The organism is Acidovorax sp. NN32, assembly GCF_057597245.1.
Genome location: NZ_CP199679.1, coordinates 3,117,091 through 3,138,872, shown reverse-complemented (window position 1 = coordinate 3,138,872; position 21,782 = coordinate 3,117,091). Strand labels below are relative to the sequence as shown.

Annotated in this window: 18 protein-coding genes; 10 read left to right on the top strand and 8 right to left on the bottom strand. The window is 60.9% G+C overall.

The features are described from left to right. Positions 1-48: 48 nt before the first annotated feature. The gene (locus ACT89O_RS14580) at positions 49-909 is read right to left on the bottom strand and encodes a diguanylate cyclase domain-containing protein (protein WP_487260429.1); all 861 of its coding nucleotides are present in this window, start codon (positions 907-909) and stop codon (positions 49-51) included. Positions 910-1,138: 229 nt separating this feature from the next. On the opposite strand from ACT89O_RS14580, the gene ACT89O_RS14575 reads away from it, so the two are divergent. Both ACT89O_RS14575 and ACT89O_RS14570 read left to right on the top strand, forming a co-directional pair. Then, entirely contained in the window at positions 1,139-3,703 is a 2,565-nt protein-coding gene (locus ACT89O_RS14575) for a chemotaxis protein CheB (RefSeq protein ID WP_487260428.1), read from the top strand. 43 nt (positions 3,704-3,746) lie between these two features. Then, positions 3,747-4,346 carry a PAS domain-containing protein gene (locus ACT89O_RS14570; protein ID WP_487260427.1) on the top strand — a complete coding sequence of 200 codons (600 nt, stop codon included), beginning with the start codon at positions 3,747-3,749 and terminating at the stop codon, positions 4,344-4,346. Between the two features lie 184 nt (positions 4,347-4,530). Here ACT89O_RS14570 and ACT89O_RS14565 read toward each other — a convergent pair whose 3' ends face one another. Continuing rightward, positions 4,531-5,310 (bottom strand): Crp/Fnr family transcriptional regulator, encoded by a 780-nt coding sequence (locus ACT89O_RS14565; protein ID WP_487260426.1) that lies wholly within the window; start codon positions 5,308-5,310, stop codon positions 4,531-4,533. A gap of 101 nt (positions 5,311-5,411) precedes the next feature. Between ACT89O_RS14565 and ACT89O_RS14560 the strand changes: the two genes are divergently transcribed. The 5 genes from ACT89O_RS14560 (at position 5,412) to ACT89O_RS14540 (ending at position 9,638) form a co-directional block, all read left to right on the top strand. Further along, positions 5,412-5,576, top strand: a complete 165-nt coding sequence (locus ACT89O_RS14560; protein WP_487260425.1) for a hypothetical protein — start codon at positions 5,412-5,414, stop codon at positions 5,574-5,576. A 700-nt stretch (positions 5,577-6,276) separates the two neighbouring features. Continuing rightward, a complete protein-coding gene (locus ACT89O_RS14555) occupies positions 6,277-6,525 on the top strand; it encodes a hypothetical protein (protein ID WP_487260424.1) in 249 nt (82 codons plus the stop codon). Positions 6,526-6,674: 149 nt separating this feature from the next. Then, the gene (locus ACT89O_RS14550) at positions 6,675-7,034 is read left to right on the top strand and encodes a cytochrome C (protein WP_487260423.1); all 360 of its coding nucleotides are present in this window, start codon (positions 6,675-6,677) and stop codon (positions 7,032-7,034) included. A gap of 280 nt (positions 7,035-7,314) precedes the next feature. Further along, positions 7,315-8,337: a GGDEF domain-containing protein gene (locus tag ACT89O_RS14545; protein ID WP_218299878.1), complete on the top strand. Its 1,023-nt coding sequence runs from the start codon at positions 7,315-7,317 to the stop codon at positions 8,335-8,337. 98 nt (positions 8,338-8,435) lie between these two features. After that, positions 8,436-9,638, top strand: a complete 1,203-nt coding sequence (locus ACT89O_RS14540; protein ID WP_228898373.1) for a multidrug effflux MFS transporter — start codon at positions 8,436-8,438, stop codon at positions 9,636-9,638. 261 nt (positions 9,639-9,899) lie between these two features. Here ACT89O_RS14540 and ACT89O_RS14535 read toward each other — a convergent pair whose 3' ends face one another. The 6 genes from ACT89O_RS14535 to ACT89O_RS14510 all read right to left on the bottom strand — a co-directional run bounded on the left by ACT89O_RS14535 (position 9,900) and on the right by ACT89O_RS14510 (position 17,088). Beyond that, positions 9,900-10,082, bottom strand: coding sequence for a hypothetical protein (locus ACT89O_RS14535; RefSeq protein ID WP_487260422.1), 183 nt, complete (start codon positions 10,080-10,082; stop codon positions 9,900-9,902). Between the two features lie 126 nt (positions 10,083-10,208). Then, positions 10,209-10,607 carry a hypothetical protein gene (locus tag ACT89O_RS14530; protein ID WP_487260421.1) on the bottom strand — a complete coding sequence of 133 codons (399 nt, stop codon included), beginning with the start codon at positions 10,605-10,607 and terminating at the stop codon, positions 10,209-10,211. Next, entirely contained in the window at positions 10,600-11,532 is a 933-nt protein-coding gene (locus ACT89O_RS14525; protein WP_487260420.1) for an RHS repeat-associated core domain-containing protein, read from the bottom strand. Before ACT89O_RS14525 ends, ACT89O_RS14530 begins: the two co-directional genes overlap by 8 nt. Then, positions 11,529-14,987: a hypothetical protein gene (locus ACT89O_RS14520; RefSeq protein ID WP_487260419.1), complete on the bottom strand. Its 3,459-nt coding sequence runs from the start codon at positions 14,985-14,987 to the stop codon at positions 11,529-11,531. The genes ACT89O_RS14525 and ACT89O_RS14520 overlap by 4 nt, the downstream gene beginning before the upstream one ends. Before the next feature lie 541 nt (positions 14,988-15,528). Further along, entirely contained in the window at positions 15,529-16,635 is a 1,107-nt protein-coding gene (locus tag ACT89O_RS14515; RefSeq protein WP_487260418.1) for a DUF72 domain-containing protein, read from the bottom strand. 42 nt (positions 16,636-16,677) lie between these two features. Continuing rightward, complete coding sequence (locus ACT89O_RS14510) at positions 16,678-17,088, bottom strand: hypothetical protein (RefSeq protein WP_121506167.1); 411 nt, start codon at positions 17,086-17,088, stop codon at positions 16,678-16,680. Between the two features lie 163 nt (positions 17,089-17,251). Here ACT89O_RS14510 and ACT89O_RS14505 point away from each other — a divergent pair, with 163 nt between their 5' ends. From ACT89O_RS14505 to ACT89O_RS14495, 3 genes are all read left to right on the top strand, one after another. Further along, positions 17,252-19,621 (top strand): Tex family protein, encoded by a 2,370-nt coding sequence (locus ACT89O_RS14505; protein WP_487260417.1) that lies wholly within the window; start codon positions 17,252-17,254, stop codon positions 19,619-19,621. Positions 19,622-19,702: 81 nt separating this feature from the next. Then, positions 19,703-20,530: an HDOD domain-containing protein gene (locus tag ACT89O_RS14500; RefSeq protein ID WP_055393979.1), complete on the top strand. Its 828-nt coding sequence runs from the start codon at positions 19,703-19,705 to the stop codon at positions 20,528-20,530. 44 nt (positions 20,531-20,574) lie between these two features. Next, positions 20,575-21,780: a phospholipase gene (locus ACT89O_RS14495; RefSeq protein ID WP_487260416.1), complete on the top strand. Its 1,206-nt coding sequence runs from the start codon at positions 20,575-20,577 to the stop codon at positions 21,778-21,780. The last annotated feature ends 2 nt before the right edge of the window (positions 21,781-21,782 follow it).

Here is a 21,782-nt window from a genome sequence, read left to right as displayed (position 1 = left end):
ACCGTACCCATGGGGATGTTTTACTTTGTAAGGGAGGCGCTTTCGAGATCATGCGGCTTCTCCGTAGAACGCGAATCCACGCCCGTCGCGCTTGGCCGCATACATCGCCGCATCGGCGCATGCCATCAGGTCTTTGGCCGTCGTGCCATGCTGGGGGCACATGGCTACGCCAATGCTGGGGTACACCAGCAGTTGCAGGTCGGCGACTTTCATGGGGCGGGACACGGCGTCCAGCAACTTGGCGCACAGCTGGCGCAGCGGTGCAGCGTCGGCCACGCCTTGCAGCAGGCAGGCGAACTCGTCGCCTCCCAGGCGCACCACCAGGTCGCCGTGGCGCACTGCTGCACTCAGCCGTGCGGCGGTAATGCGCAGCACCTCGTCACCCACACCGTGTCCATGGGTGTCGTTCACGGCCTTGAAGTGGTCGAGGTCGATGTAGATCACCGTGGGCCCCACGTGTTCGGGGCGGCGCGTGGCCAGGGCATGGCCCAGTTGCTCCAGCAGGTGACGGCGGTTGGGCAGGGCCGTCAGCTCGTCGTGAAGCGCCTCGTGGCGTGCCTTGCACTCGCCGCTGCGCACGAAGGCGAGGTCGGCCTCCGCCTGAGCGAGCGCCTTGTGGGTGCTGCGGTAGGCGCGCTCCAACTCCTGCCGCTGGGCGGTCTCGCGCTGCAGCGCCTGGTGCATTTCCTCCAGAGCGGCGACACATTTGAGCAAATTCAAATCCGGCCCCGGCTTGGGGACTATGGCGGGTGCCTGGAAGGGAAGCTGCGACTCTCCCGGCAGTTCCCGCTTGAGAAGCCGCGCCCGCAGTGTCCCCAAGACCTGGGTCCAGTGCTGGATTTGCGCGGCACTGGGCCACGAGGTGGTGAGTGTCTTGCTGAACAGGAATTGTCGTTCGGGGATGCCCATGCGCTGGTCCTTTCTGTGCCGTTGTCTTGGCCGGAGGGGATATCTGGGCAGCGGCGGCGTGGGAACTGGCGCACTGCTACAGGAGCTTGGAGCGCAGTGTGGCCGGTGAAGGGGCATTGTTTCTGTCTGCCAACGTACATAAATGGGACGCCGCCTTGGCGGCATGCGCGCTGAATGGCTCCGTGAGCCCCCGCAGGTGCCCCCTACAGGGGTACCCCGATAATCGGGCATGAACCAACCTTCAAGCCACGGGATCGCGGCGCGTACTTCGAGCGCAGTTCGTGCCGTGGGGTTGGGAGCGTCGGCCGGGGGGCTGATCGCGTTGGAGCAGTTCCTGGCGCACGTCCCACCGTCGAGTGGTCTTGCCTACGTGGTTGTCCAGCATCTGGATCCTACGCAGAAGGCAATGCTTGCAGAGCTGCTGCAGCGCTGCACGGCGATGGAGGTGCTCGAAGCGACTGACACGATGCGCATGGAACCCGACGTGGTCTACGTCATACCCCCCAACAAGGAGCTGACAGTCGTGGGAGGGTTGCTGCACCTTGCAGAGCCTGCTCAGCCTCGCGGCATGAGACTGCCCATTGATCTGCTTTTTGCGTCGCTGGCGCGCGATCAGGGTGAACAGGCCATTGGCGTGGTTCTCTCGGGGATGGGGTCCGACGGCACCTTGGGGTTGCAGGCGATCAAGTCGCAGGGCGGACTGACCCTTGCTCAGTTGCCTGCGTCCGCGCAGTTCGACTCCATGCCACAAAGTGCCATCGCGGCAGGGTGCATCGACATCATCGGTCTTGCGGCTGAATTGCCCGATCGCATCGGGCGCTACATCGACGAAAAGCATGGCACTGCCCCGCCGCCCGAAGACGACGCGGGCAACCACAGCGGGCACGCGCTGGGCGCCATCCTGGGCCTGCTGAGAGATCGCTGCAAACACGATCTCTCCGACTACAAGCCCAGCACGTTGCGCCGACGCATCCAGCGGCGCCTGGGCGTACATGGCCTGACCACGACCGATGCGTATGAAAAATTCGTGCAGGAGAACCCGCAGGAGCTGGACCTGCTCTTCAAGGAAATGCTCATTGGCGTGACCAGTTTCTTCCGTGATCCCTCGGTCTGGCGAGAGCTCAAGGACGTGGTGATGCCAGCCCTGCTGGCGCGCTGCGCGGCGGGCGCCCGTCTGCGGGCCTGGGTGGTGGGATGTTCCACGGGCGAAGAGGCTTACTCCCTGGCTATGGTCTTCAGGGAGGCGGTGAAGGAGCACCCCGGCGCTGAGCGCTGTTCACTGCAAATTTTCGCCAGCGACCTGAGCGCGGACGCTATCGCTGCGGCCCGCAAGGGGCTTTACCCGTTGAAGATCGTGGACGACGTGGAGCCGGCCAGGTTGGCCAGATTCTTCACACGCCAGGACGGCGGATTCCTGATCAGCAAGGAGATTCGGGAAATGGTGCTGTTTGCGCAGCACGATGTGATTCTCGACCCACCTTTCACCAAGCTCGACTTGCTCTCGTGCCGCAACTTGATGATCTATTTCAATGCCGCACTGCAAAGTCGGCTGATGCCACTCCTTAGCTACAGCTTGCGCCCTGGCGGCGCGTTGTTGCTCGGAGGTTCGGAGACCATTGGCACCTGGCAAGCGCTTTTTACGCCGATGAGCCAGAAATCCCGGCTCTATTGGCGCACTGAAAATTCAATCAACGCTGGCTCGGCGTACTTTCCGATCAGCCTTCGCCGGGCGACGACCCGGCTTCCCCAGGAGTTCAAGGTGTCCCCTTCGGCTGTTGTGCTTCCCTCCAACTTGCAGACCCACGCCGAGCAAGCGCTGCTGCAAGAGTTTTCTCCCGCTGCCGTGCTGGTCACCGAGCAAGGCGATGTTGTGTATATCAACGGCAGCGTGGGCAAATACCTGGAGCCAGCGTCCGGCAAGGCCAACTGGAATATCCATGTGATGGCCCGTCCCGCCATCAGGGCGCAAATTGCAGCGGCGCTGCGACAAGCCGTTCAGGACAAAGGCCGCGTGGAGGTGCGCGGGCTGCGCCTGAGCGAAGAGCCCACGCAGCCTTCTGTGGATGTGATCGTCAAACTGATGCAGGAACCCCATTCCTTGGCTGGCTTGGCAATGATCGTTTTTCGCGATGTGACTGTACCGGTTCTGGCCAAGCGCAGGCGCCGGGCTTCTGCAGGTGCCGCTGATCCGCAGATGGTCGAGGAACTGCAGCGCTGCAAAGACGAAATCCAAGCCCTGCGACAGGAGATGAGGGCTTCGGCAGAGGAACTGCAGGCGGCCAACGAAGAGTTGCAGTCCACCAATGAAGAACTGCAGTCTGCCAACGAAGAACTGACCACTTCCAAAGAAGAGTCGCAGTCGATGAACGAAGAGCTCCAGACGCTGAACCAGGAGCTGCAAACCAAACTGGACGATCTGGCGCTGGCCCAGAGCGACATGCAAAATCTGCTCAACAGCACGGACATCGCCACCCTGTTTCTGGACAGCGCCCTGAACGTGCGCCGTTATACCGAGCAGATCACACGCATCATCCACCTGCGAGAAGGGGACATCGGCCGACCGTTGACCGATCTGGCCAGCACGCTGAACTACCCTGCGCTCAATGACGACGCCAGGCAAACCCTGAAGACGCTGACATTGACGGAGAAAGAAATAACGACGACCGATGGATTCTGGTTTTTGGTGCGTATCAAGCCCTACCGAACGCTCGCCGACGTGATCCAGGGCGTGGTCATCACCCTCATCGACATCACCGCGGCGAAAGAGCTCGAATCTCGCCTTCGCAAGGGGTAGAGTCAGAGCGGCTGCGGATAGCACCCTCTTTTCAGGAGCATTCATGTCACAACTCGCAGAATCTTCGTCCTATCTGTCGAGCTTGCGCGAGCGAGCGACGGGGCAGCTAGCGGGTGGCGTCCGAAGCGACCTTTCACGCACCAGCACATCAGAGGCCATGGCGGTTCTGTACAAGCTTGCGTCATCGCCGTCCACTGCCGGTGACGCCCTGGCGCTGCTGCACGAGCTTCAGGTCCACCAGGTCGAGGTCGATATGCAGCACGAGGAACTTCGGCATTCCCGGGCAGACCTGGAGAACCACTTGGCGCGCCAAACGAACCTTGTCGAGCGTGCGCCCGCAGCGTTCCTGGTCATCGATGAGACCACTGTGGTGTGCGAAATCAACCGCGCTGGCGTCCGGCTGCTGGGTGCTGCCAGCCATGCTGTGCTGGGCCAATCTTTGGCCAGTTTCCTGACTGCGGCCAGCAACGCGCAGTTGCAGAGCATGCTTGCACAAGCGCGCGCAGGTGTCGCGCCTCAGACGTGCGAGTTGCATTTTTTGCCACAGGGTGGCGTCTCTCGGACGCTTCTGTGCACCGCCGACAAGGAAGAGTCTTCGGGTCGTTTCATCCTGGTGCTCCTGGCACCTGCGGCGTCTAGTTAGGGCGGCACCTTCAGTGCAGCGCACTGCGGGGCGTTCAGGTTCAGTGCCACCGACCAGCCCTGTTGGTTCGCGCAGGTTTTTGGCTCGCCCACGGTGCGTGAAAGCCGCTCGACAGCCTCAGGGCGAAGGGCATGCACAGTGAATGGTGTGAACGGCGGGCGGGATGTGACGAATTCTGGACACCTCAAGAGTGAACAAGACGGAGGTCAGGGATCAGGGCGCTATCCCTTGGAGAGAAGCTGTCTGAAGCCGCCCTCAAGTCTGGCAACAGCCGAGCGTATTCGCGCTTCACGACGGCGAGGCACTCGCAGCTGCGGTGCTCCAGGCCACGGCGGTCAAGCACCGTGATGTGGCCTGAGTGGTAACGGATCAATCCCGCTGCTTGCAACTTCAGCGCTGTCTCGGTGACCCCGCTGCGCCGCACGCCGAGCATTTGTGCAATGAGCTCATGTGTCATCACGAGCTCGTTGCCTCCCAGCCTATCCAGGCTTTCCAAAAGGCAACGGCAGATATGCTGTTCAACGGAGTGATGTCGGTTGCAGACTGCGTTTTGGAGCATTTGGCACATCAGCGCCTGCGTGTACTTCAGCATCAGCTGCTTGACGGTTGCATGCTGCTCAAACTCTTCTTGGATCAGGCGGGCCGCGAGCCGAAAACCCTGACCGGCACTTCGAACGACGCTGCAGCTCGGAGTGGTTACGCCCCCCAGGAAGGATGAAATGCCCACGACTCCTTCACGGCCCACCATCGCAACTTCTGTAGAGCAGCCATCCTGGAGGACGTGAAGTATGGACACGATGGCGGTGGTCGGGAAGTAGACGTGGCTGGGCGTCTGCCCAGACTCACTGAGCACCTGGCCCAGTTGCAAATGCACAGGTTCGAGCAGATGGTGCCAGCGGCGCTGGTCTGAATCCGGTAGCGCGCTCACCAAGAGGTTTTCTGCGGGGTGGGCATCAAAGATCACGATTTTCCTTTCGGGTCATGCCTGGCGGCAACGATCGAAAACCGACCGGGAGAACGGTAATCCCACCCCGCAAGAAAACCTCGTGTTCCGAGAGGTAAGAGTTGTCCGCCGCCAACGAACAGCCGCTTTTGTTTGATCTTTATCAGGTTCTGATCGATCCCGCCTTCGACGGATCGACGACTTTGCCTGCACCCGCGCAGGCAGCGCATCTTCGGCGCTTGGCAGAGTGCGCAACCGTACAGACGCAAAAGGCGGCAGCGTTTTAAAAACATGCTGTGGGGGTGTCCCCATCTGGCGCAAGTGGCAAGTGCACCCCCAACGGGCACGCATGGTGAGTGCGAAGAGTTTTGATAGGAGCAATCCAATGACAATGACTGAACCCGACATGTCGAAGGCGATGACCTTGCGAAGCAGGTTTCAATCAGCCTTTCCATTGTTTTCAACGAAGTCTCTGACCGAAAGACAGGAAACCCAGGGAGGGCTATCAAGTCCGTGGCCCCTTGTGGAGGACTTCCCCAGCCTGACGGAGACCAGCTTGCCGGTGCGACCTCCCCCCAACACGCCTGATCTTCATCCCGCAGCCCCAGGCCTTGAAACCGAGGACTGGGATCTGTTGTTCAGGGCTGTGCTCGAAACTTTGGCGCGGGCGGCACGCGGGAGGGCACCGCCCTATGGTGCGGTCTCTCAGTTGCAGGCCCCTGGCGATGTACTTGACGGGTGCCTGGATGCACTGGAGCAATTGCGTCGGTCCGCACCCTTCGTTCAGCATCCGCTGATGCCCAAGGGGGGCGCATCGGGAACTTCTGGCGCGACTTGATGCGCCCTCGGTACACCTCGCCTCAAGTGCGCAACCATGTGAGTGGATGGTGCAGCGCGAGGGCGCTGGCATGGGCGTTCTTTCCAGGTCTGCCGCATATTGATTGACCACGGGTGTGGACGCCCTGCGCTCAAAGATTGGAGCAGTTTATGGAAACCTCTCACCGTCAAACACTTCAGTGGAGCACGTCGGCATTCGGTGAAATGCCCAGCCCGACGCCCCCAGAACTGGCCGAATTGTCTACGCACGTGAAGGAGTGTCGGCGCGCGCGCGGGCGGTTCTTTTTACTCCGAAGCGAGGTCAAGGCCATGAACGAAATCATCGCGAATCGGTTTTGGACGACCATGGCTGCTATCGCGGTTTTGCTGTTACTCGCTTCGTTCGCGTGGGCGGCTTGAACCCGCCCCGCAGTGTGCTCGCCATGGTTCCGAGGTCGTGTGATCGTTCGGGGACACTGCAACCTTCTGGGTGGCCGCGTCGGTAGGCTGCGGCGCCCAGCCCATCGGCATTGCGGGTGTTGCGGGATTCACCCTTTGAAAGCAGATGAATGACAGCGTACCTATCGAAGCTATTGGTCTTGCGTGGGGTTGTTGTTGGCACTGCGTTCGGCATCGCAGTGGTTGCAAACCCTGCCATGGCCCAGGGGCGCGGCGAATTGCTCTATGCGACACATTGCAGCGCCTGTCACACCGTGCAGCTGCATTGGCGCGCCAGCAAGGCCGTCACAGACTGGACGAGCCTGCGGTCAGAGGTGCGCAAGTGGCAGGGCGAGGCCAAGCTGGCGTGGGCCGAGGACGACGTGCTTGAGGTTGCGCGTTATCTGAACGACAACATTTATCACTTTGTCCTCCCCAGCGCGACGGCGATGACCACATCGCCGACCGTGGGCCCTATGTGGGCGCGCTGAACCGAACTGCATCCCTGATCGCGCAACCGAGGCCGCATTCCGAGCCTGGCGCCTCTCGGGCCTTGAGCGTCTAGTGCGAGCGCAGTGCCGAGGATTTCGACTCCAACGGGCCCTTCACGTGTACCCAACGCTTGCAACCGCGTCATCAGAGTGTTGGGTGTTCCGGGCCGTCCAGGGGGTACAGCACGCGCACGCAGTGCTACATTCATCAGAGCGCCCAGCCCCGCCTGCACAGCAGGCCGCACGCACCACCCCAACGCTGCTCCAGAGGAACCCGCCCATGTCACCGGAACGCCAGCGACTGATCCGCCTGTTGTTTGATGAATACATCGAAATGTATGCCGCACGGGACGCAAGGCTGGTCACCCGTTTCAGCGACAACTTCAGCGGCTTTGCGGGCAGCAGCGACCAGCTGGTCAAGAGCCGTAGCGATTGGGTTGACGTCACCTTGCAGGACTTTACCCAGGTGCCCGGCCGCATCGGCATTGACGTGGTGGACCTCTTCCCCCAGGAGCTGAGCGATGACGTGGTGGCCGTCACGGCGTTTTTCCACATCCGGCTGCCCATTCCTGACGCACTGTTTGCCCGGGAGACCGCGCGGCTGGTGCTGGTGTTTCGCCATGAGGAGGGCGACTGGAAGATTGCCCACAGCAGCATTTCCATCCCCTACGGCCTGGCGCGTGACGGCGAGGTGTACCCGGTAGGCCGCCTGCAGCAGCGCAACCTGGAGCTGGAGGCGCTGGTGGAAGAGCGCACCCAGGCCCTGGCGCAGGCCAACCAGCGGCTGCAACTGATCAGCAACACCGATGGGCTCACCGGCATTGCCAACCGCCGCCATTTTGACCAGACCCTGGCGCACGAATGGGCCCGCGCCCAGCGGGCGCAGACGCCGCTCTCGCTGATCATGCTGGACGTGGACGTGTTCAAGCACTTCAACGACCACTATGGTCACTTGGCGGGCGATGCCTGCCTGCAGGCGCTGGCCCTGACCCTGGCGCAAACCGGCGGGCGCCGCGACGGTGATCTGGCGGCGCGCTTTGGCGGCGAAGAATTTGTGGTGCTGCTCCCCGCGTCGGATGCGCAGGCTGCCATGGAAGTGGCCCGCCAGATCCAGCAGGCCATCCAGGCGCTGGCCTTGCCGCATGAGGGGGCACCCTTTGGCATCGTGACCGTCAGCTTTGGCGTGGCCAGCCTTGTGCCCCAGCGTGACCAGGCCCCCGAAGAACTGGTGCGCCGCGCCGACCGCGCCATGTACCGCGCCAAGCAGGCCGGGCGCAACCGCATCGAACTGGCTCCGGACTGAAGGGCGGGCGCAGTACCTGCCGTGCCCGGGTAGCGCTGTTGGCCGTTCATTCAGGGTTTACCCGAGTTCATGCACCGAAATGGTGACAATGGGCGGCTATGCATTTTTCCCGCTTCCTCAAAATGGCCCTCATCCTGGGCCTGCTCTCGGCCATCGGCCCCTTTGCCATCGACATGTACCTGCCTGCGCTGCCCGATATTGGCGCCAGCCTGGGGGCGTCGGTGGGTGCCGTGCAGTGGAGCCTGACGGCGTTTTTCCTGGCGCTGGGGGCTGGCCAGCTGTTCTACGGCCCTATCTCCGACATGGTGGGGCGCAAGCCGCCGCTGTACTTTGGCCTGGGCCTGTTCACGGTGGCCAGCGTGGGGTGTGCGCTGGCCAGTGATATCGAAACCCTGGTGGCCCTGCGCTTTTTGCAGGGTTTGGGCGCGGCGGCAGGCATGGCCATACCGCGTGCCGTGGTGCGCGACCTGCACACGGGCACCGATGCAGCGCGGCTGATGTCGCTGCTGATCCTGGTGTTCAGCGTGTCGCCCATCCTGGCGCCGCTGGCGGGCAGCGGGGTGATTGCGCTCACGGGCTGGCGCGGCGTCTTCTGGGTGGTGGCTGTGGCCGCCGTGGCGGGGCTGGCGCTGGTGTACGGCAGCTTGCAGGAGACGCGCCCCGCGTCCGACCGCGTGGAAAGCAGCCTGGGCGGCGCCCTGCGCGCCTACGCGCTGCTGCTGCGCGACTGGCACTACCTGGGCCTGGTGTTCATTGGCGGCTGTGCCATGGCCGGGTTTTTTGTGTACCTGGCGGGCTCGCCGTTTGTGCTCATCAACCACTACGGGCTGACGCCCACGCAGTACAGCCTGGCCTTTGGGGTTAACGCGGCGGCGTTCATCGGCGCCTCCCAGTTCACCGCCACGCTGGGTGAGCGCTTTGGCATGGTGCGGGTGGTGAAGGCGGCGGCCACGGCCTCGGGCGCGGTCATGGCGTCGTTGCTGCTGTACTACCTGCTGGGCGGCGATGACCTGGCCGTGCTGATCGGTTTGTACTTTGTAGCCAGCGCGCTCATGGGGCTGGTCATCCCCACCACCTCGGTGCTGGCGCTGGAGAAACACGGCGCCATCGCCGGCACGGCATCTGCCCTGCTGGGCACACTGCAGATGCTGACGGGCGCCTTGGCCATGGGCGTGGTCGGCCTGTTTGCCACCGGCAAGCCCTTGCCCATGGTAGTCGGCATGGCCACCGGGGCGCTGGTGGGCGTGGCGCTGGCGTGGATCACGCTGGGCGGCAGGCGCGGGGCGATGGTGCATGCCTAGCCCGTGCCACAAGCGCTTGTGGAAAATTTGAATAAAAAGTGCCTCTAGCGCTTGATGAATAAGCGCTGGAAGCTATGAATATAGGAGTACTTGGCTGCTATGAGACGGCCACTATGCGGACTCCTTCTGAGCTATGCGCTTGCCGTTCAGGTAGATGTACTAAACCAGTCCGCATGGCGAGCCTGGGGTGTAGTCGGCCAGCAGGTTGCCGTGTGCACCGTGGACTCAACGACAATTCCGCTTGAGGCGTATCGGTCAACTTCAATAAGCGACCTTCGCCCAATTCGCCCCTCGCGTTTCAACCTTCATGATCTGTTCGCCCGTAGGCATGACTGAGAAGTCGAGCAACAAGCTATCGCCAAGATCGCTGGTTGTGAATGCAAGAATTCCCTCGTTATTGACGGTGAAATCAAAGTCGAACTTGATCGCGTCAAGCGAGGGCACCAGAAGGGCTCCACAACTTATTGTGCGTGGCGTCCACACATAGACCGACGAGGAGTCGGTGTCCTTTCAGCTGAGAAGTCGTCGTCTTCTAGCTTCACGTGTGGAACGCAAAAAATCGACTTGCGATCACTCACTTAGTTGCCGATTCACAGTTGATATGAAAATATCGATGATCTCCTGGGTCAAAGTAAACGGACTAAGTAATACTCTTATATATTCGATACGTTCACTCGACGAGAATTTTGTCCAGCGGTCGTCAGTTAGCGCGCGTCGAATTGCAGATTCCCATTCGTCCCGCGATTCGTCGATGGTCAGCCATTGGGTCCATCGCAATCTCGCATCTTCTCCATTGCGCTCGACATCGTTCTCTATCAATGTAGTGATTAGTCTCTCGAATAGTTGGGCGACAACTGGGCTGTCAGAGATTTCGATGTCATCGGGTTTGTGGCAGAACTTGGCTTCACGAAAAACACGCTGGAGCGCGATTAATTCAACAAAGTCACTAACAATAAAAATATTATTCATTTGGTTTCACTGAAAGAGTGCCCTGCCGTCCATCTCGGATGGACCCTTGATGGATGAGCTCGTTCGCATTTTTTCCTGGCCGTACTACCATCCCTTGGGCGGGTTGAATTTCGATAACGTGGGAGCCTTTTTCACCACTGCGCCCGATAAAGAGTCGGTCCTTTACCTCGGATGGTGTGAGTTTCTGATCAGTTACGAAAACCTTGCCTTTGGCATCAGGGCGGATTATCCCTGATTCGGCAATACCTTTCGCGCCTGCTGCATCTGTGTAGTGATATAGGGTCTTTACCTCTTTCGCCGCAACAGTCCCCGCCCGATAAGCCGCAATCCCTGCAGCAGCCCCGCCCGGCATAATAGGGATGGCAGCAGCCACCCCATCCAGGGTCATGCCCACGCCATCAACCGCTGCACCGCTCCAGTTGCCCGCACGGACGTTGCTGACAAGGCTCTGAAAACCTATGGCTAGGTTAAAGGCATCCCAAACCGTATCGGCGATTTTGCCGTCCGGGTCCACATACTTGTAGGGATTGTTGTTGGCATATGCATAGCGATTGAAGCTGTGCGGATTTTCTGGAGAAAAATCCTTGGGATCGAACCCCGTAAAACGCCCCATCAAAGGGATGTAATAGCGAGCACCCATGTAGGACAAGCCGGTATTGGGGTCGAACTGCTTGCCCGCGAACCACAGCTTGTTGTTGGCACCGGCGGCGGGCGCTTGCAGGCGATGCCCGTAGGGCAGATAGTTTTCCTTCCAGACCACGGCGCCATCGGCATCGGTGGCAATGGTGGGGCTGCCCAGGATGTCGTTGTGAAAGAACGTGACGGTGGTCTGGGCGCCAGCGCTGGCCGCAAAGACGCCGAAGGCCAGAAGAAGGGCCAGGCGCATAAGAAGACGCAACCAGAAGGAGTGGAGCGTAGAAATCATTGTGCGGACTCCTTCTGGGCGATGCGCTTGCCGTTCAGATAGATGTACTGAACCAGCCTGCGGGAGCCAGGGGAGTAATCGGCCAGCAGGTTGCCGTGGGCGCCGTGGAACTCATGCGTTGTGATGCCTCCCTGAATGACTTGGGTGCGCTTCTGGTCACCGTCGTAAGCGTATTGCACCCGGGTGGCGGCGGTTGAGCAATTGATGCACTTGAGATTGGGAACGCTGTCGTACTCAAATGTCCGGGGGCCGCGCACGATGATGTTGCCCATGGCGTCGTATGAATAATTGGCGGTTGCCCCTGGCGTTGCCGTCACGCTACTGAGCAGATTGCTGCTGTCGTAGTGGTAAGAAAGCCGCAAACCTGGAATGGTCTGCGTCGTGATATTTCCAGCGCCGTCGTAGGAAATACTTCCAGAACCTTGCGGTGTTCTCAGGCTGGTCAGGCGATCAAGATTGTCATATCCCAAGGTGCGGTCATAAGTATCGTCGATGCTGTCCGAAATTTTGGTCAAGTTACCAACACCATCGTACGAAAATGAAGACCGGCTGTAGGCGGTGGATGACCGGACCGTAGAAAATGAACTGGGCCACAGGCGAGAATTTTGGCTGTATTCCGAGGAGACGCCATTGGCATACATAATCCTGTTGACCTGGCCTGATGGCCAATAGCTGACACTGGTGATATACCCGGAGACGGAAGTGGGGCGCCCGAGCGCATCTACGCCGTAGCGGACAGTTTCACCGGACAAGGGATAGGTAATGGAAGTCAGGTGGTCGTTATCGTTGTACCCATACCTGGCCGTCCAGGTCATCCCGTTGGCATTTAATGTTTCAGACTGAAGATTTCCGTTCCCATCGTAGGAAAAGCTGCGGGTAGCGTCTGTCGAGAATGTCCGCAGTAAACGGTGCCTGTCATCATAAGTGTGGGTGATAGAAGGCGTGGCGCCTGCGTAATTGACGGTTCTAAGCCGATTCTGGTTGTCATAGCTGTACGTGGTGGTGCCTGAAGATCCCACATTTTTGGATGTCATATTGCCCGCTGCATCCCGGCCGTAGGTTGTTGTGCCAGTTTCTGGATGGGTTGCGGAAATCATGTAGCCACTGCTGTTATAAGAGTAGCGCCTTGTTATCCCAGCCTGCTTTGCAGACGTAATGAGGTCTTTGCTGTTGCGGTCATAGTCCATGCTCGCGCTGGAGTCAGGCGTAGTGATGGCCATCAGGAATTTTTTGTCAGGATCGCCATATGCGCGGTAGTAGTGAATGGTGGTATTGCCATTTTCATCACGCACCGATTTGGAAGCAGATCCATAGTTGATGAATTTCGATGTTCCATCAGGGTTCCGGATTTGAGTCACCCGATCCAAAATATCGTAGGAATACGATGTGCCCGAGCTGCTGCCGGGGTTGGATATGAATGTAGTGCGCCCCAGTGCATCTGTGGAGTATGAGGTGCTGATACCCCCCCGGGTGACTGAAAATACTCTTCCGAAGGAGTTGTAGTTGATCGTTTCTGTCAGCGACCCACGTGTTGCCGTGCGGCTTCGGCTTGTGTAGCTGATGTTGACGTTATTGCCCTCTGGGTAGTCCACGGATGTGATTCTGTTCATGGAGTCATATCCATAGCGAGTTGTTTCACCCCCAATGGTTTCAGAGGTGACATTGCCAGCGCTGCTAACTTCTCGTGTTATCGAAATTCCTTCAGGCTGGCTTTCGTTTTGTGCAACACCACGGCTGTAGTTGGAATAACTATGCGTTAGCGACCTTGGGAAGGTGGCGCTGCTTACATTGCCGGCGCTATCGTAGGTTCGGTTGATCGATATACCATTTTTTGTTTCATTGGTCATGTTGCCGCTGCTATCGAAATCCCGCGTAATGGTATGGCCTGATGATGTTTCGTTTTGTGGCTGCCTGATGATCCACTTCGATGTATTTGTATAGTAGCTGACGGTGGTTGTTCTGTCGCCACCCCTTGTGCCTGATTCGGTGATGGTGCGTGGGTTTCCGTAGCTATCGAAATTGCTATAGGCAGTATCGTAGCTACCGCCGTCGCGAGTAATGGTTTTGCGTGTGAGCAACGGTGCATTGGTTTCAAGATAATCGAATCTGGTCACAAATGCACCGGGGCGGACATAGGTTTCTGTGGAAATTCTCTGGCCACTCCAGGTGTATTGTTCAGTTTGTTCGTCGCCAATGCGTTTTTGGATCAACAAACCAACCTTCCAGACGCTGCCAGCGCCAGCATAGTTGGGGCCTACATGCTTGTATGTTGTCGTTCCTTCTGGCGAGGTGACTCGAGTCGTATCCAGAGAGCTATTGCCTCCAGGGGAATAGTCGAATGACCAGCTTCCTCCTGTACTCATTGACTTGCGGCTCACGACATTGGATTTGCTGGCTGGATTGGACTGCGAGTCAAAAAATACAAAATCGTAGGTGTAGCTGATCGTCCCGCCTTGCGGTGTCGTAGCCGAGCGCATGAGATAGCTGCCAGCAGTAGCACCATTGTTTTCTGAATAATCATATTCCCAGCTGTTGTTATCAGGCCTGGTGACGGTGCTTAGTTGATAGACGCCTGCGATGCCCGAGGGCTTGTACGAGTAATCGTAGGTTTGGCCGGCGCTGGTTATGCTGCTAATTCGAGCAGTTGTTTTTCCTGAGTCAATGTATGTAAAAGAAGCGGACCTTCCATCACTAGTGGTAATACTTCGAATTTCTGAACTGGAAGCTGATGCATAGCTAATGGTGATGTAGTTTCCATTGCGATCTGTGATTTTTTTGGTGTGCCATTCATACATTGGATTGGCGGTCGATCCCGGTCCCAATGCTTGGGTCATGTCGTAAATCATCCCGTCGGGGGAGGTGATAACCAAGCCTGTCCCGCTGGTGCTGCACATGGCCTTCCATCGTTGCGTGGTAAGCATCAATGGAGAGCTTTGGCCAGTGAAGGTAAGCAACTGCCGACTGCCATCCGGGAGTTCCAGGATGGGGTTGTCTGAAACGGACTCAAGGTTCTGATTCAGGCAAGGGTATGAATTGCGAGACTTCAGAATGCGACCAAAATGCAGGGTCCACCCCAAGCCAATGCTCGTTCGGGGTTGTGTTGGGTTGGCAGGATCTACACTGCTGCTGTTGTAAGAACGGACGATGGTTAAATCCATTCCACCGTTGCCAGGAATTCTGAGGTCGATATAGTGCCGCTGGAGTGCACCAGTAAACGGGTCAATATTTTCATTTTGGCTCTGATTGACAAATGCTCTGTTGGGCTGAATTCCCGGTTCTTTGTAAAAGTCTGGAATCGCCTCTTGTGCATGTCCGATATTTGCTGCTGCAAATAACACGACCGACAGCCATTTCGTTGATTTATTTTTCAAAATTTCCTCCCGGTGATTGATATTTTTTGGAATCTGCTGTTGATCAATGGGAATATCCATTGCATTACCCGCGGTGAAAATCATCTCATCGGTCGCAGTAAGTATCATTTGCAAAATACCCGGTGCTGGGGTGCACGCGCTGAAGCGGGTGCCAATTAGAAAATTCCTGTCAAGAGTTCGTAACTACCAACTCTGGTAGGTGTTGTTCGGCGACATTCAGGTTAGGTACCTATCGGTGCGAATGCCTGAGGTCTCGATGCAATTTGGCAAGCCCGTCCCAAAAAGCCACCGGGCAATCGTGTGACGGTGCAGGGCCCTGTGGTTGGCCTGAGGGGATGCGATGGCTCTGCTCAAGGCCATTTGGTCGTTTGTTCACGTCAGCCCCTGCGGCCCGACGCCTGCGCCGTGCAGCTCGGCTTTTTTGGGCGCGCGCTGGTGAACACATACCATGCGTACTGTTCTAAAAATATGGACAAAAATCGGCCCTGGCGCTTCATAGATAAGCGCTAGCAGCTATGAATATGTGAGCTTCCCGCTTTCCGAGGATGCATACGGCATGGGTCTTGCCACCGTGCCCCCTGTGCCCATGCTAAAAGGCTTGGACGCCTCTGCGGCCGGTATGCAGTTAGCGTGGCGCTGCCGCCAGCACCGCAGCCACTTCGTCGGCCACACCGCGCACCGTCAGCGGCGCGCAGCCCTCGGCATGGTTGCTGATGGTCACAAAAGCGTTCTGCCCCCGGCGCGTGATGCCCGCAATCACGCTGGCCAGCTCGGCGCGGGTGGGCCGGTCGGGGTGGTGCAGGCGGTCGTAGGGGGCGTACAGGCGCTCCGCCTCTTCATAGCCATAGGGGCCATGCACCGGGTTCAGGTTCCAGCGGCACACCAGGGGGCCTGGCCACAGCGCGCGCAGCATCGGTAGCTGCTGCTGCAGTGGCGGCATCTTGGCGTGCAGGCCCAGGCAGTAGGTGGCACCGGCTTCGCGCAGCACGGCGGCAAAGTCGGGGGTCAGCCATTCGGGGTCGCGCACTTCCACGGCGATGACGCCATCGGATGCCAGTGGCGCCAGTGCGGGCTGCGCGAGCAGCATGGCGCGCAGGCGCTCCAGCAGGAGGGGCATGCGGTCCAGCTGCGCCAGCGGGAGCGGGCTGAGCTGGAACACCAGCGCACCCAGCTTGTGCCCCAGGCCTTGCAGGGCAGGTTCCACACACTCGCTGCGGGCCAGTTCGGGGCTCAAGAATGCTGGATTGGCCTGGCGGCCCCGGCCGTCTTCGCTGCGCACCAGGGCGTCGGTCACCACACTTGGTGCCTTCACCACAAACCGGAAGTCGTCGGGCACCTGCGAGGCATAGCTTTCGTACTGGCTCACGGTGAGCGGCCGGTAAAAGCTGCGGTCAATGCTCACGGTGCGCATCAGCGGGTGCTGGGCATATACCGCCAGGCCTTGTTTGGACAGCTGCGCGTCGGAATGTTCGCCCTCCCACACCAGGCCTTTCCAGCCGGGGTAGGTCCAGCTGGAGGTGCCCAGGCGCAACTGCCGTGGCAAGGCGGCGGCCAGGGCGGTTAGCGCATCGTCGCGCGCCATGGCGGTTACCTGGCTGGAGCGCTTGCGCGGGGCAGGCGGCGCGGCGTGTTCTGCGGCTTCGGGCGCATCGGCTTTGGTCGGCCGGGTGGAATGCCGCGAAGGCACAGGAGGTGTTGGGGCTTCGGGGCTGCCGAACAGGTCGTCTTGCATGCGGCGGGCAGGGCGGGTGGGCAAAGAGACGGATGCGCGGGGTCACAACCCCGAGAACAACCCGCCCTCGTTCAGCAGCTCGTACGTGATCTCCGGCCGCTGGTCCATGCCCTTCTTGATGGCTGCCGGAATCGCTTGGCGTGTCTTGCGGCACAGGCCGCGCTGCTCGTGGACCAGGATGGTGATGCCGCGCAGGGTGCGCACTTCGTTGGGGCTGGGGGCAATGGTCAGCCGCAGGCCCAGCTGCTGCTCCATGCGCTCCTGCAAACGCCGCAGGTCGCTCAGGCTGGTGATGTTCTCCAGCCGCTGCAGCAACTTCTTTTCTTCAGCCTGGGTGAGCTGCAGGATGCGTGCCTCCAGCACGGCATCGGGGGATAGCAGCAGCGCGTCCCGGTCGCAGACACAGGCACCGGGCGGGCATTCTGTGCGGATGGGGAAGGGCAGGGGCTGCATGAAGGGGCGGTCTTGAAGGCTGGAGCATTCTAGACAGCCCACCCCGCCCTCATGGCAAGGCCGGTTGTTCCCACGGGTTGTTACCAATAGTGCCTGTGGCAAACTCCCGCGCTTCGCGTTTTTGTTCGTTTGTTTGACCGAGTCTCAGAGAGTTTGCCCACACATGCAGCAGATCATCCGGCAGTTGGCCGCAGAAATCAGGGTTAGTGAACAACAGGTGCGCGCAGCGGTGGAGCTGCTGGACGGGGGCGCCACGGTGCCCTTTATCGCGCGCTACCGCAAGGAAGTCACCGGTGGGCTGGACGATATCCAGCTGCGCGAGCTGGAAGCCCGCCTGTCTTACCTGCGCGAGCTGGACGACCGCCGCGCTGCGGTGCTCAAGAGCATTGACGAGCAGGGCAAGCTGACCGACGCGCTGCGTGCTGCCATTGCCGCCGCGCCGACCAAGCAAGAGCTGGAAGACATCTACCTGCCGTTCAAGCAAAAGCGCCGCACCAAGGGCCAGATGGCCCGCGAATTTGGCATAGAGCCGCTGGCTGACAAGCTCTTTGCCGACCCCACCCTCGACCCCGCCGTGGAGGCTGCCGCCTTCACCAAGCCGCCCGAGGTGCTGGACGATGGTAAGACCGGCGCGGACTTTTCGACCGTGCCCGCTGTGCTGGACGGCGTGCGCGACATCCTTTCCGAACGCTGGGCCGAAGACCCGGCACTGGTGCAAAACCTGCGCGAATGGCTGTGGGCCGAGGGGCTGCTGCGCAGCAAGAAGGTCGAGTCCAAGAACGAGAACGACCCCGAGGTCTCCAAGTTCCGCGACTACTTTGACTACGATGAACCCATCGGCCGCGTGCCTTCGCACCGTGCGCTGGCGGTGTTCCGTGGCCGGGGCCTGGAGATTCTGGAGGCCAAGCTGGTGCTGCCCGTGGAGCCCGAACCCGGCAAGCCCAGCATGGCCGAAGGCAAGATTGCCCTGCACCTGGGCTGGAGCCACCAGGGCCGCAAGGCCGATGACCTGATCCGCAAGTGTGTGGCCTGGACCTGGCGCGTGAAGCTCAGCCTTTCAACCGAGCGCGACCTGTTCGCCCGCCTGCGCGACGACGCTGAAAAGGTGGCGATCAAGGTGTTTGCCGACAACCTGCGCGACCTGCTGCTGGCCGCGCCGGCGGGGCCGCGTGTGGTGATGGGCCTGGACCCGGGCATCCGCACCGGTGTGAAGGTGGCCGTGGTGGATGCCACGGGCAAGCTGGTGGAAACCGCGACTGTCTACCCGCACGAGCCGCGCCGCGATTGGGAGGGCTCGCTGCACACCCTGGCCAAGCTGGCCGAGAAGCACGGCGTGAACCTGATTGCGATTGGCAACGGCACGGCCAGCCGCGAGACCGACAAGCTGGCCGCCGACCTGATCAAGCTGGCGGCCAAGGTGGACCGCGTGATTGAAAAGGTGGTGGTGAGCGAGGCCGGTGCTTCGGTCTACAGCGCCAGCGAATACGCCTCGCAAGAGATGCCCGATGTGGACGTGAGCCTGCGTGGTGCGGCATCCATCGCCCGCCGCCTGCAAGACCCGCTGGCCGAGCTGGTCAAGATCGACCCCAAGAGCATTGGCGTGGGCCAGTACCAGCACGACGTGAACCAGAGCGAGCTGGCGCGCACGCTGGGAACGGTGGTGGAAGACTGCGTGAACTCGGTGGGTGTGGACCTGAACACGGCCAGCGTGCCATTGCTCAGCCGTGTCTCGGGCCTGTCGGGCAGCGTGGCGAAGGCGGTGGTGCGCTGGCGTGAGGCCAATGGCGCGTTCAAGAGCCGCAAGCAGCTCATGGACGTGGCGGGGCTGGGCGCCAAGACGTTTGAGCAGAGCGCGGGCTTCTTGCGCATCCGGGGGGGCGACAACCCCCTCGATATGACGGGCGTGCACCCCGAGACCTACCCCGTGGTCGAGCAGATCATGGAGAAGACGGGCAAGCCTGTGGCCGAGATCATGGGCCGTGCCGACATGCTCAAGACCTTGAAGCCCGAGCTGTTTGCCAACGAAAAATTCGGTGTGATCACCGTCAAGGACATCCTGGCCGAGCTGGAAAAGCCCGGCCGCGACCCGCGTCCGGACTTCAAGGTGGCGCGCTTCAACGATGGCGTGGAAGACATCAAGGACCTGAAGGAAGGCATGATCCTGGAAGGCACGGTGAGCAACGTGGCCCAGTTCGGCGCCTTCATCGACCTGGGCGTGCACCAGGATGGCCTGGTGCATGTGAGCCAGCTCGCGCACAAGTTTGTGAACGATGCGCGCGAAGTGGTCAAGACCGGCGACATCGTCAAGGTCAAGGTCATGGAGGTGGACGTGGAGCGCAAGCGCATCGGCCTGTCGATGAAGCTGGGCGACGCGCCACCGCGCCAGGGCGGCGACCGGGGTGCACCCCGCGACAACCGCTTTGAGGGGGCTGGCCGGGGCTATGCACAACCCCAGCGCCGTGCGCCCGAGCCCGTGCAACAGTCGGCCATGGCGTCGGCATTTGCCAAGTTGCAACAGGCCAAGGGCCGTTGACGGATTGCGGCGGGATGGCCTGGGTTTGCGGCAGGTTGGGGGCCATAATCGCCAGCAACCCCAACTCTGGTGCCTGACCCCATGGAGCTGAACGCACTGCTGGCCCAACCCGTAGCTCTGCCCAGCCTTCCGCGCACGGTGGCATTGCTGATGAGCGAGCTGGCGCATGAAGAGCCCAGCCTGCGGCGTCTGAACCAGCTTTTCGGCACCGATCCGGCCCTGGCCGGGCGGCTGCTGGAGCTGGCCAATTCCCACACCTTCCAGGTACCGCGCCAGATTGCCGGCATCCCCGAAGCACTGGCACTGCTGGGTATTGCCCAGGTTCGCACACTGGTCACGTCGGCACCGCTGGGCACCGCGTCGCGCTCGGTGCCCGGCGTCCACATGCAGCAGTTCTGGCGCTACAGCCTCAACACGGCCAAGCTGGCACGGTCGCTGGCGGGCATCGTGCACCAGAACCAGACCGCTGCGTACACCACCGGCCTGTTGCACGCGCTGGGCGAGCTGGTGATTCACCTGGCCGACCCGGACAAAGCCCAGTCGGTCAACACACTGGTGGCCCCGTTTGACCTGCGGCGCGGCAAGATCGAGCAGCGCATCTTTGGCTACTGCTATGGTCATGTGACGGCCGGGCTGGCGCGCCGCTGGCGTTTGCCCGAGGTGGTGGTGGATGCCCTGCACCACCAGAGCGCGCCGTTTGACAACAATGCCTACGAGCCCCTCGCGGGCGTGATCCACCTTGCGTCCTGGCGCGCCCGAGCGCGCGAGGCAGAACTGGGCGAAAAGGAACTGGCCGTGTCGTTCCCTGGCGAAGTGGGCTTGGCCCTGGGGCTGGACATCGACATGGTGCTGCAGCAAGACCCTATTGACTGGACTGCGAAGCCTGAGGCTGCTGATTACGTGGTGTGAGAGCTGGTTTTGAGCCGCCTTGCGGCTTTGCGAAAATGCCGCCCATGAAAGCCCTGCGCATCCATGCCGGCCCCCGTGCCCGCCAACACCTTCAAAACCACGGGCTGCAGCCCGGCGATGTGGGCGTGATCCCTGCGGCGGCAGGGGGCCCCAAGGGCCTGATCCTGGGTCCGCTGGACCGTTTTATCTTTGGGGAGTGGCTGCCCCAGTCCAGCCAGCCGGTGCACCTGGTGGGCGCCTCGATCGGCGCCTGGCGCATGGCCACGGCCTGCCTGCAGCAATCGGTGGCGGCTTTCGAGCGGCTGGAGCACGACTACATCCACCAGCACTACGACCTGCCGCCGGGCAAGAAGCGCCCCACGGCCGCGCATGTGAGCGAGCGGTTTGGGCAGAACCTGCAGGCGTTCTATGGGGGGCGCATCGACGAGGTGCTGAACCACCCGCGCTACCGCCTGCACATCGTCACCTCGCGCGGGCGGCACCTGCTGGGGCGCGAGCACCGCGTGGCCACGCCGCTGGGCTATCTGGGCGCGTTTCTGACGAACACGCTGCACCGCAAGGCGATGGGGGCGTGGCTGGAGCGGGTGGTGTTTTCCTCGTCCGATGCAGCCACGGCCGATGGTGTTGGTGTGAGCGTTGGTGCTGCGTGCGCTGCATTGCCGTTTGGCACCTCGGACTACCGCACGCGGCAGGTACTGCTGCACGGCGGCAACTTCATGCCAGCGCTGCAAGCCAGCTGCTCGATCCCGTTTGTGCTGCAGGCCGTGCACAACATTCCGGGTGCGCCCCGTGGAGCGTATTGGGACGGGGGCATCACCGACTACCACCTGCACCTGGCCTACGACCAACAATCACAGAATGCTATTGAATTAATAGCTGACAGCGCTTATCCAAAAAGCGCTGGCGGCCAAAAACCCTCAGATTCTGGCCCGACTGCCTCGCCCGGCCTGGTGCTGTACCCGCATTTCCAGCACCAGGTGGTGCCCGGCTGGCTGGACAAGGGACTCAAGTGGCGCCACCGTTCCACCCCGGCGCTGGACAACATGGTGGTGCTGTCGCCCAGCCCCGACTGGGTGCGCTCCTTGCCCAACGCCAAGCTGCCCGACCGCAACGATTTCACCCACTACGGCACCGACAGCGCCGCGCGTGCCAAGGCCTGGCTTGCGGCTACGCGGGCCAGCCAGCAGCTGGTGGACGAGTGGCAGGCGTGGCTGGCGCGGCCCGACATGAACGCAGTGCAACCGCTGTAGTA

Bases quoted from the DNA above. Each gene is read 5' to 3' on its own strand.
- ACT89O_RS14580 (WP_487260429.1), bottom strand. From the start codon at position 909: ATGGGCATCCCCGAACGACAATTCCTGTTCAGCAAGACACTCACCACC.
- ACT89O_RS14575 (WP_487260428.1), top strand. From the start codon at position 1,139: ATGAACCAACCTTCAAGCCACGGGATCGCGGCGCGTACTTCGAGCGCA.
- ACT89O_RS14570 (WP_487260427.1), top strand. From the start codon at position 3,747: ATGTCACAACTCGCAGAATCTTCGTCCTATCTGTCGAGCTTGCGCGAG.
- ACT89O_RS14555 (WP_487260424.1), top strand. From the start codon at position 6,277: ATGGAAACCTCTCACCGTCAAACACTTCAGTGGAGCACGTCGGCATTC.
- ACT89O_RS14550 (WP_487260423.1), top strand. From the start codon at position 6,675: ATGACAGCGTACCTATCGAAGCTATTGGTCTTGCGTGGGGTTGTTGTT.
- ACT89O_RS14545 (WP_218299878.1), top strand. From the start codon at position 7,315: ATGTCACCGGAACGCCAGCGACTGATCCGCCTGTTGTTTGATGAATAC.
- ACT89O_RS14540 (WP_228898373.1), top strand. From the start codon at position 8,436: ATGCATTTTTCCCGCTTCCTCAAAATGGCCCTCATCCTGGGCCTGCTC.
- ACT89O_RS14530 (WP_487260421.1), bottom strand. From the start codon at position 10,607: ATGAATAATATTTTTATTGTTAGTGACTTTGTTGAATTAATCGCGCTC.
- ACT89O_RS14525 (WP_487260420.1), bottom strand. From the start codon at position 11,532: ATGATTTCTACGCTCCACTCCTTCTGGTTGCGTCTTCTTATGCGCCTG.
- ACT89O_RS14520 (WP_487260419.1), bottom strand. From the start codon at position 14,987: ATGATTTTCACCGCGGGTAATGCAATGGATATTCCCATTGATCAACAG.
- ACT89O_RS14515 (WP_487260418.1), bottom strand. From the start codon at position 16,635: ATGCAAGACGACCTGTTCGGCAGCCCCGAAGCCCCAACACCTCCTGTG.
- ACT89O_RS14510 (WP_121506167.1), bottom strand. From the start codon at position 17,088: ATGCAGCCCCTGCCCTTCCCCATCCGCACAGAATGCCCGCCCGGTGCC.
- ACT89O_RS14505 (WP_487260417.1), top strand. From the start codon at position 17,252: ATGCAGCAGATCATCCGGCAGTTGGCCGCAGAAATCAGGGTTAGTGAA.
- ACT89O_RS14500 (WP_055393979.1), top strand. From the start codon at position 19,703: ATGGAGCTGAACGCACTGCTGGCCCAACCCGTAGCTCTGCCCAGCCTT.
- ACT89O_RS14495 (WP_487260416.1), top strand. From the start codon at position 20,575: ATGAAAGCCCTGCGCATCCATGCCGGCCCCCGTGCCCGCCAACACCTT.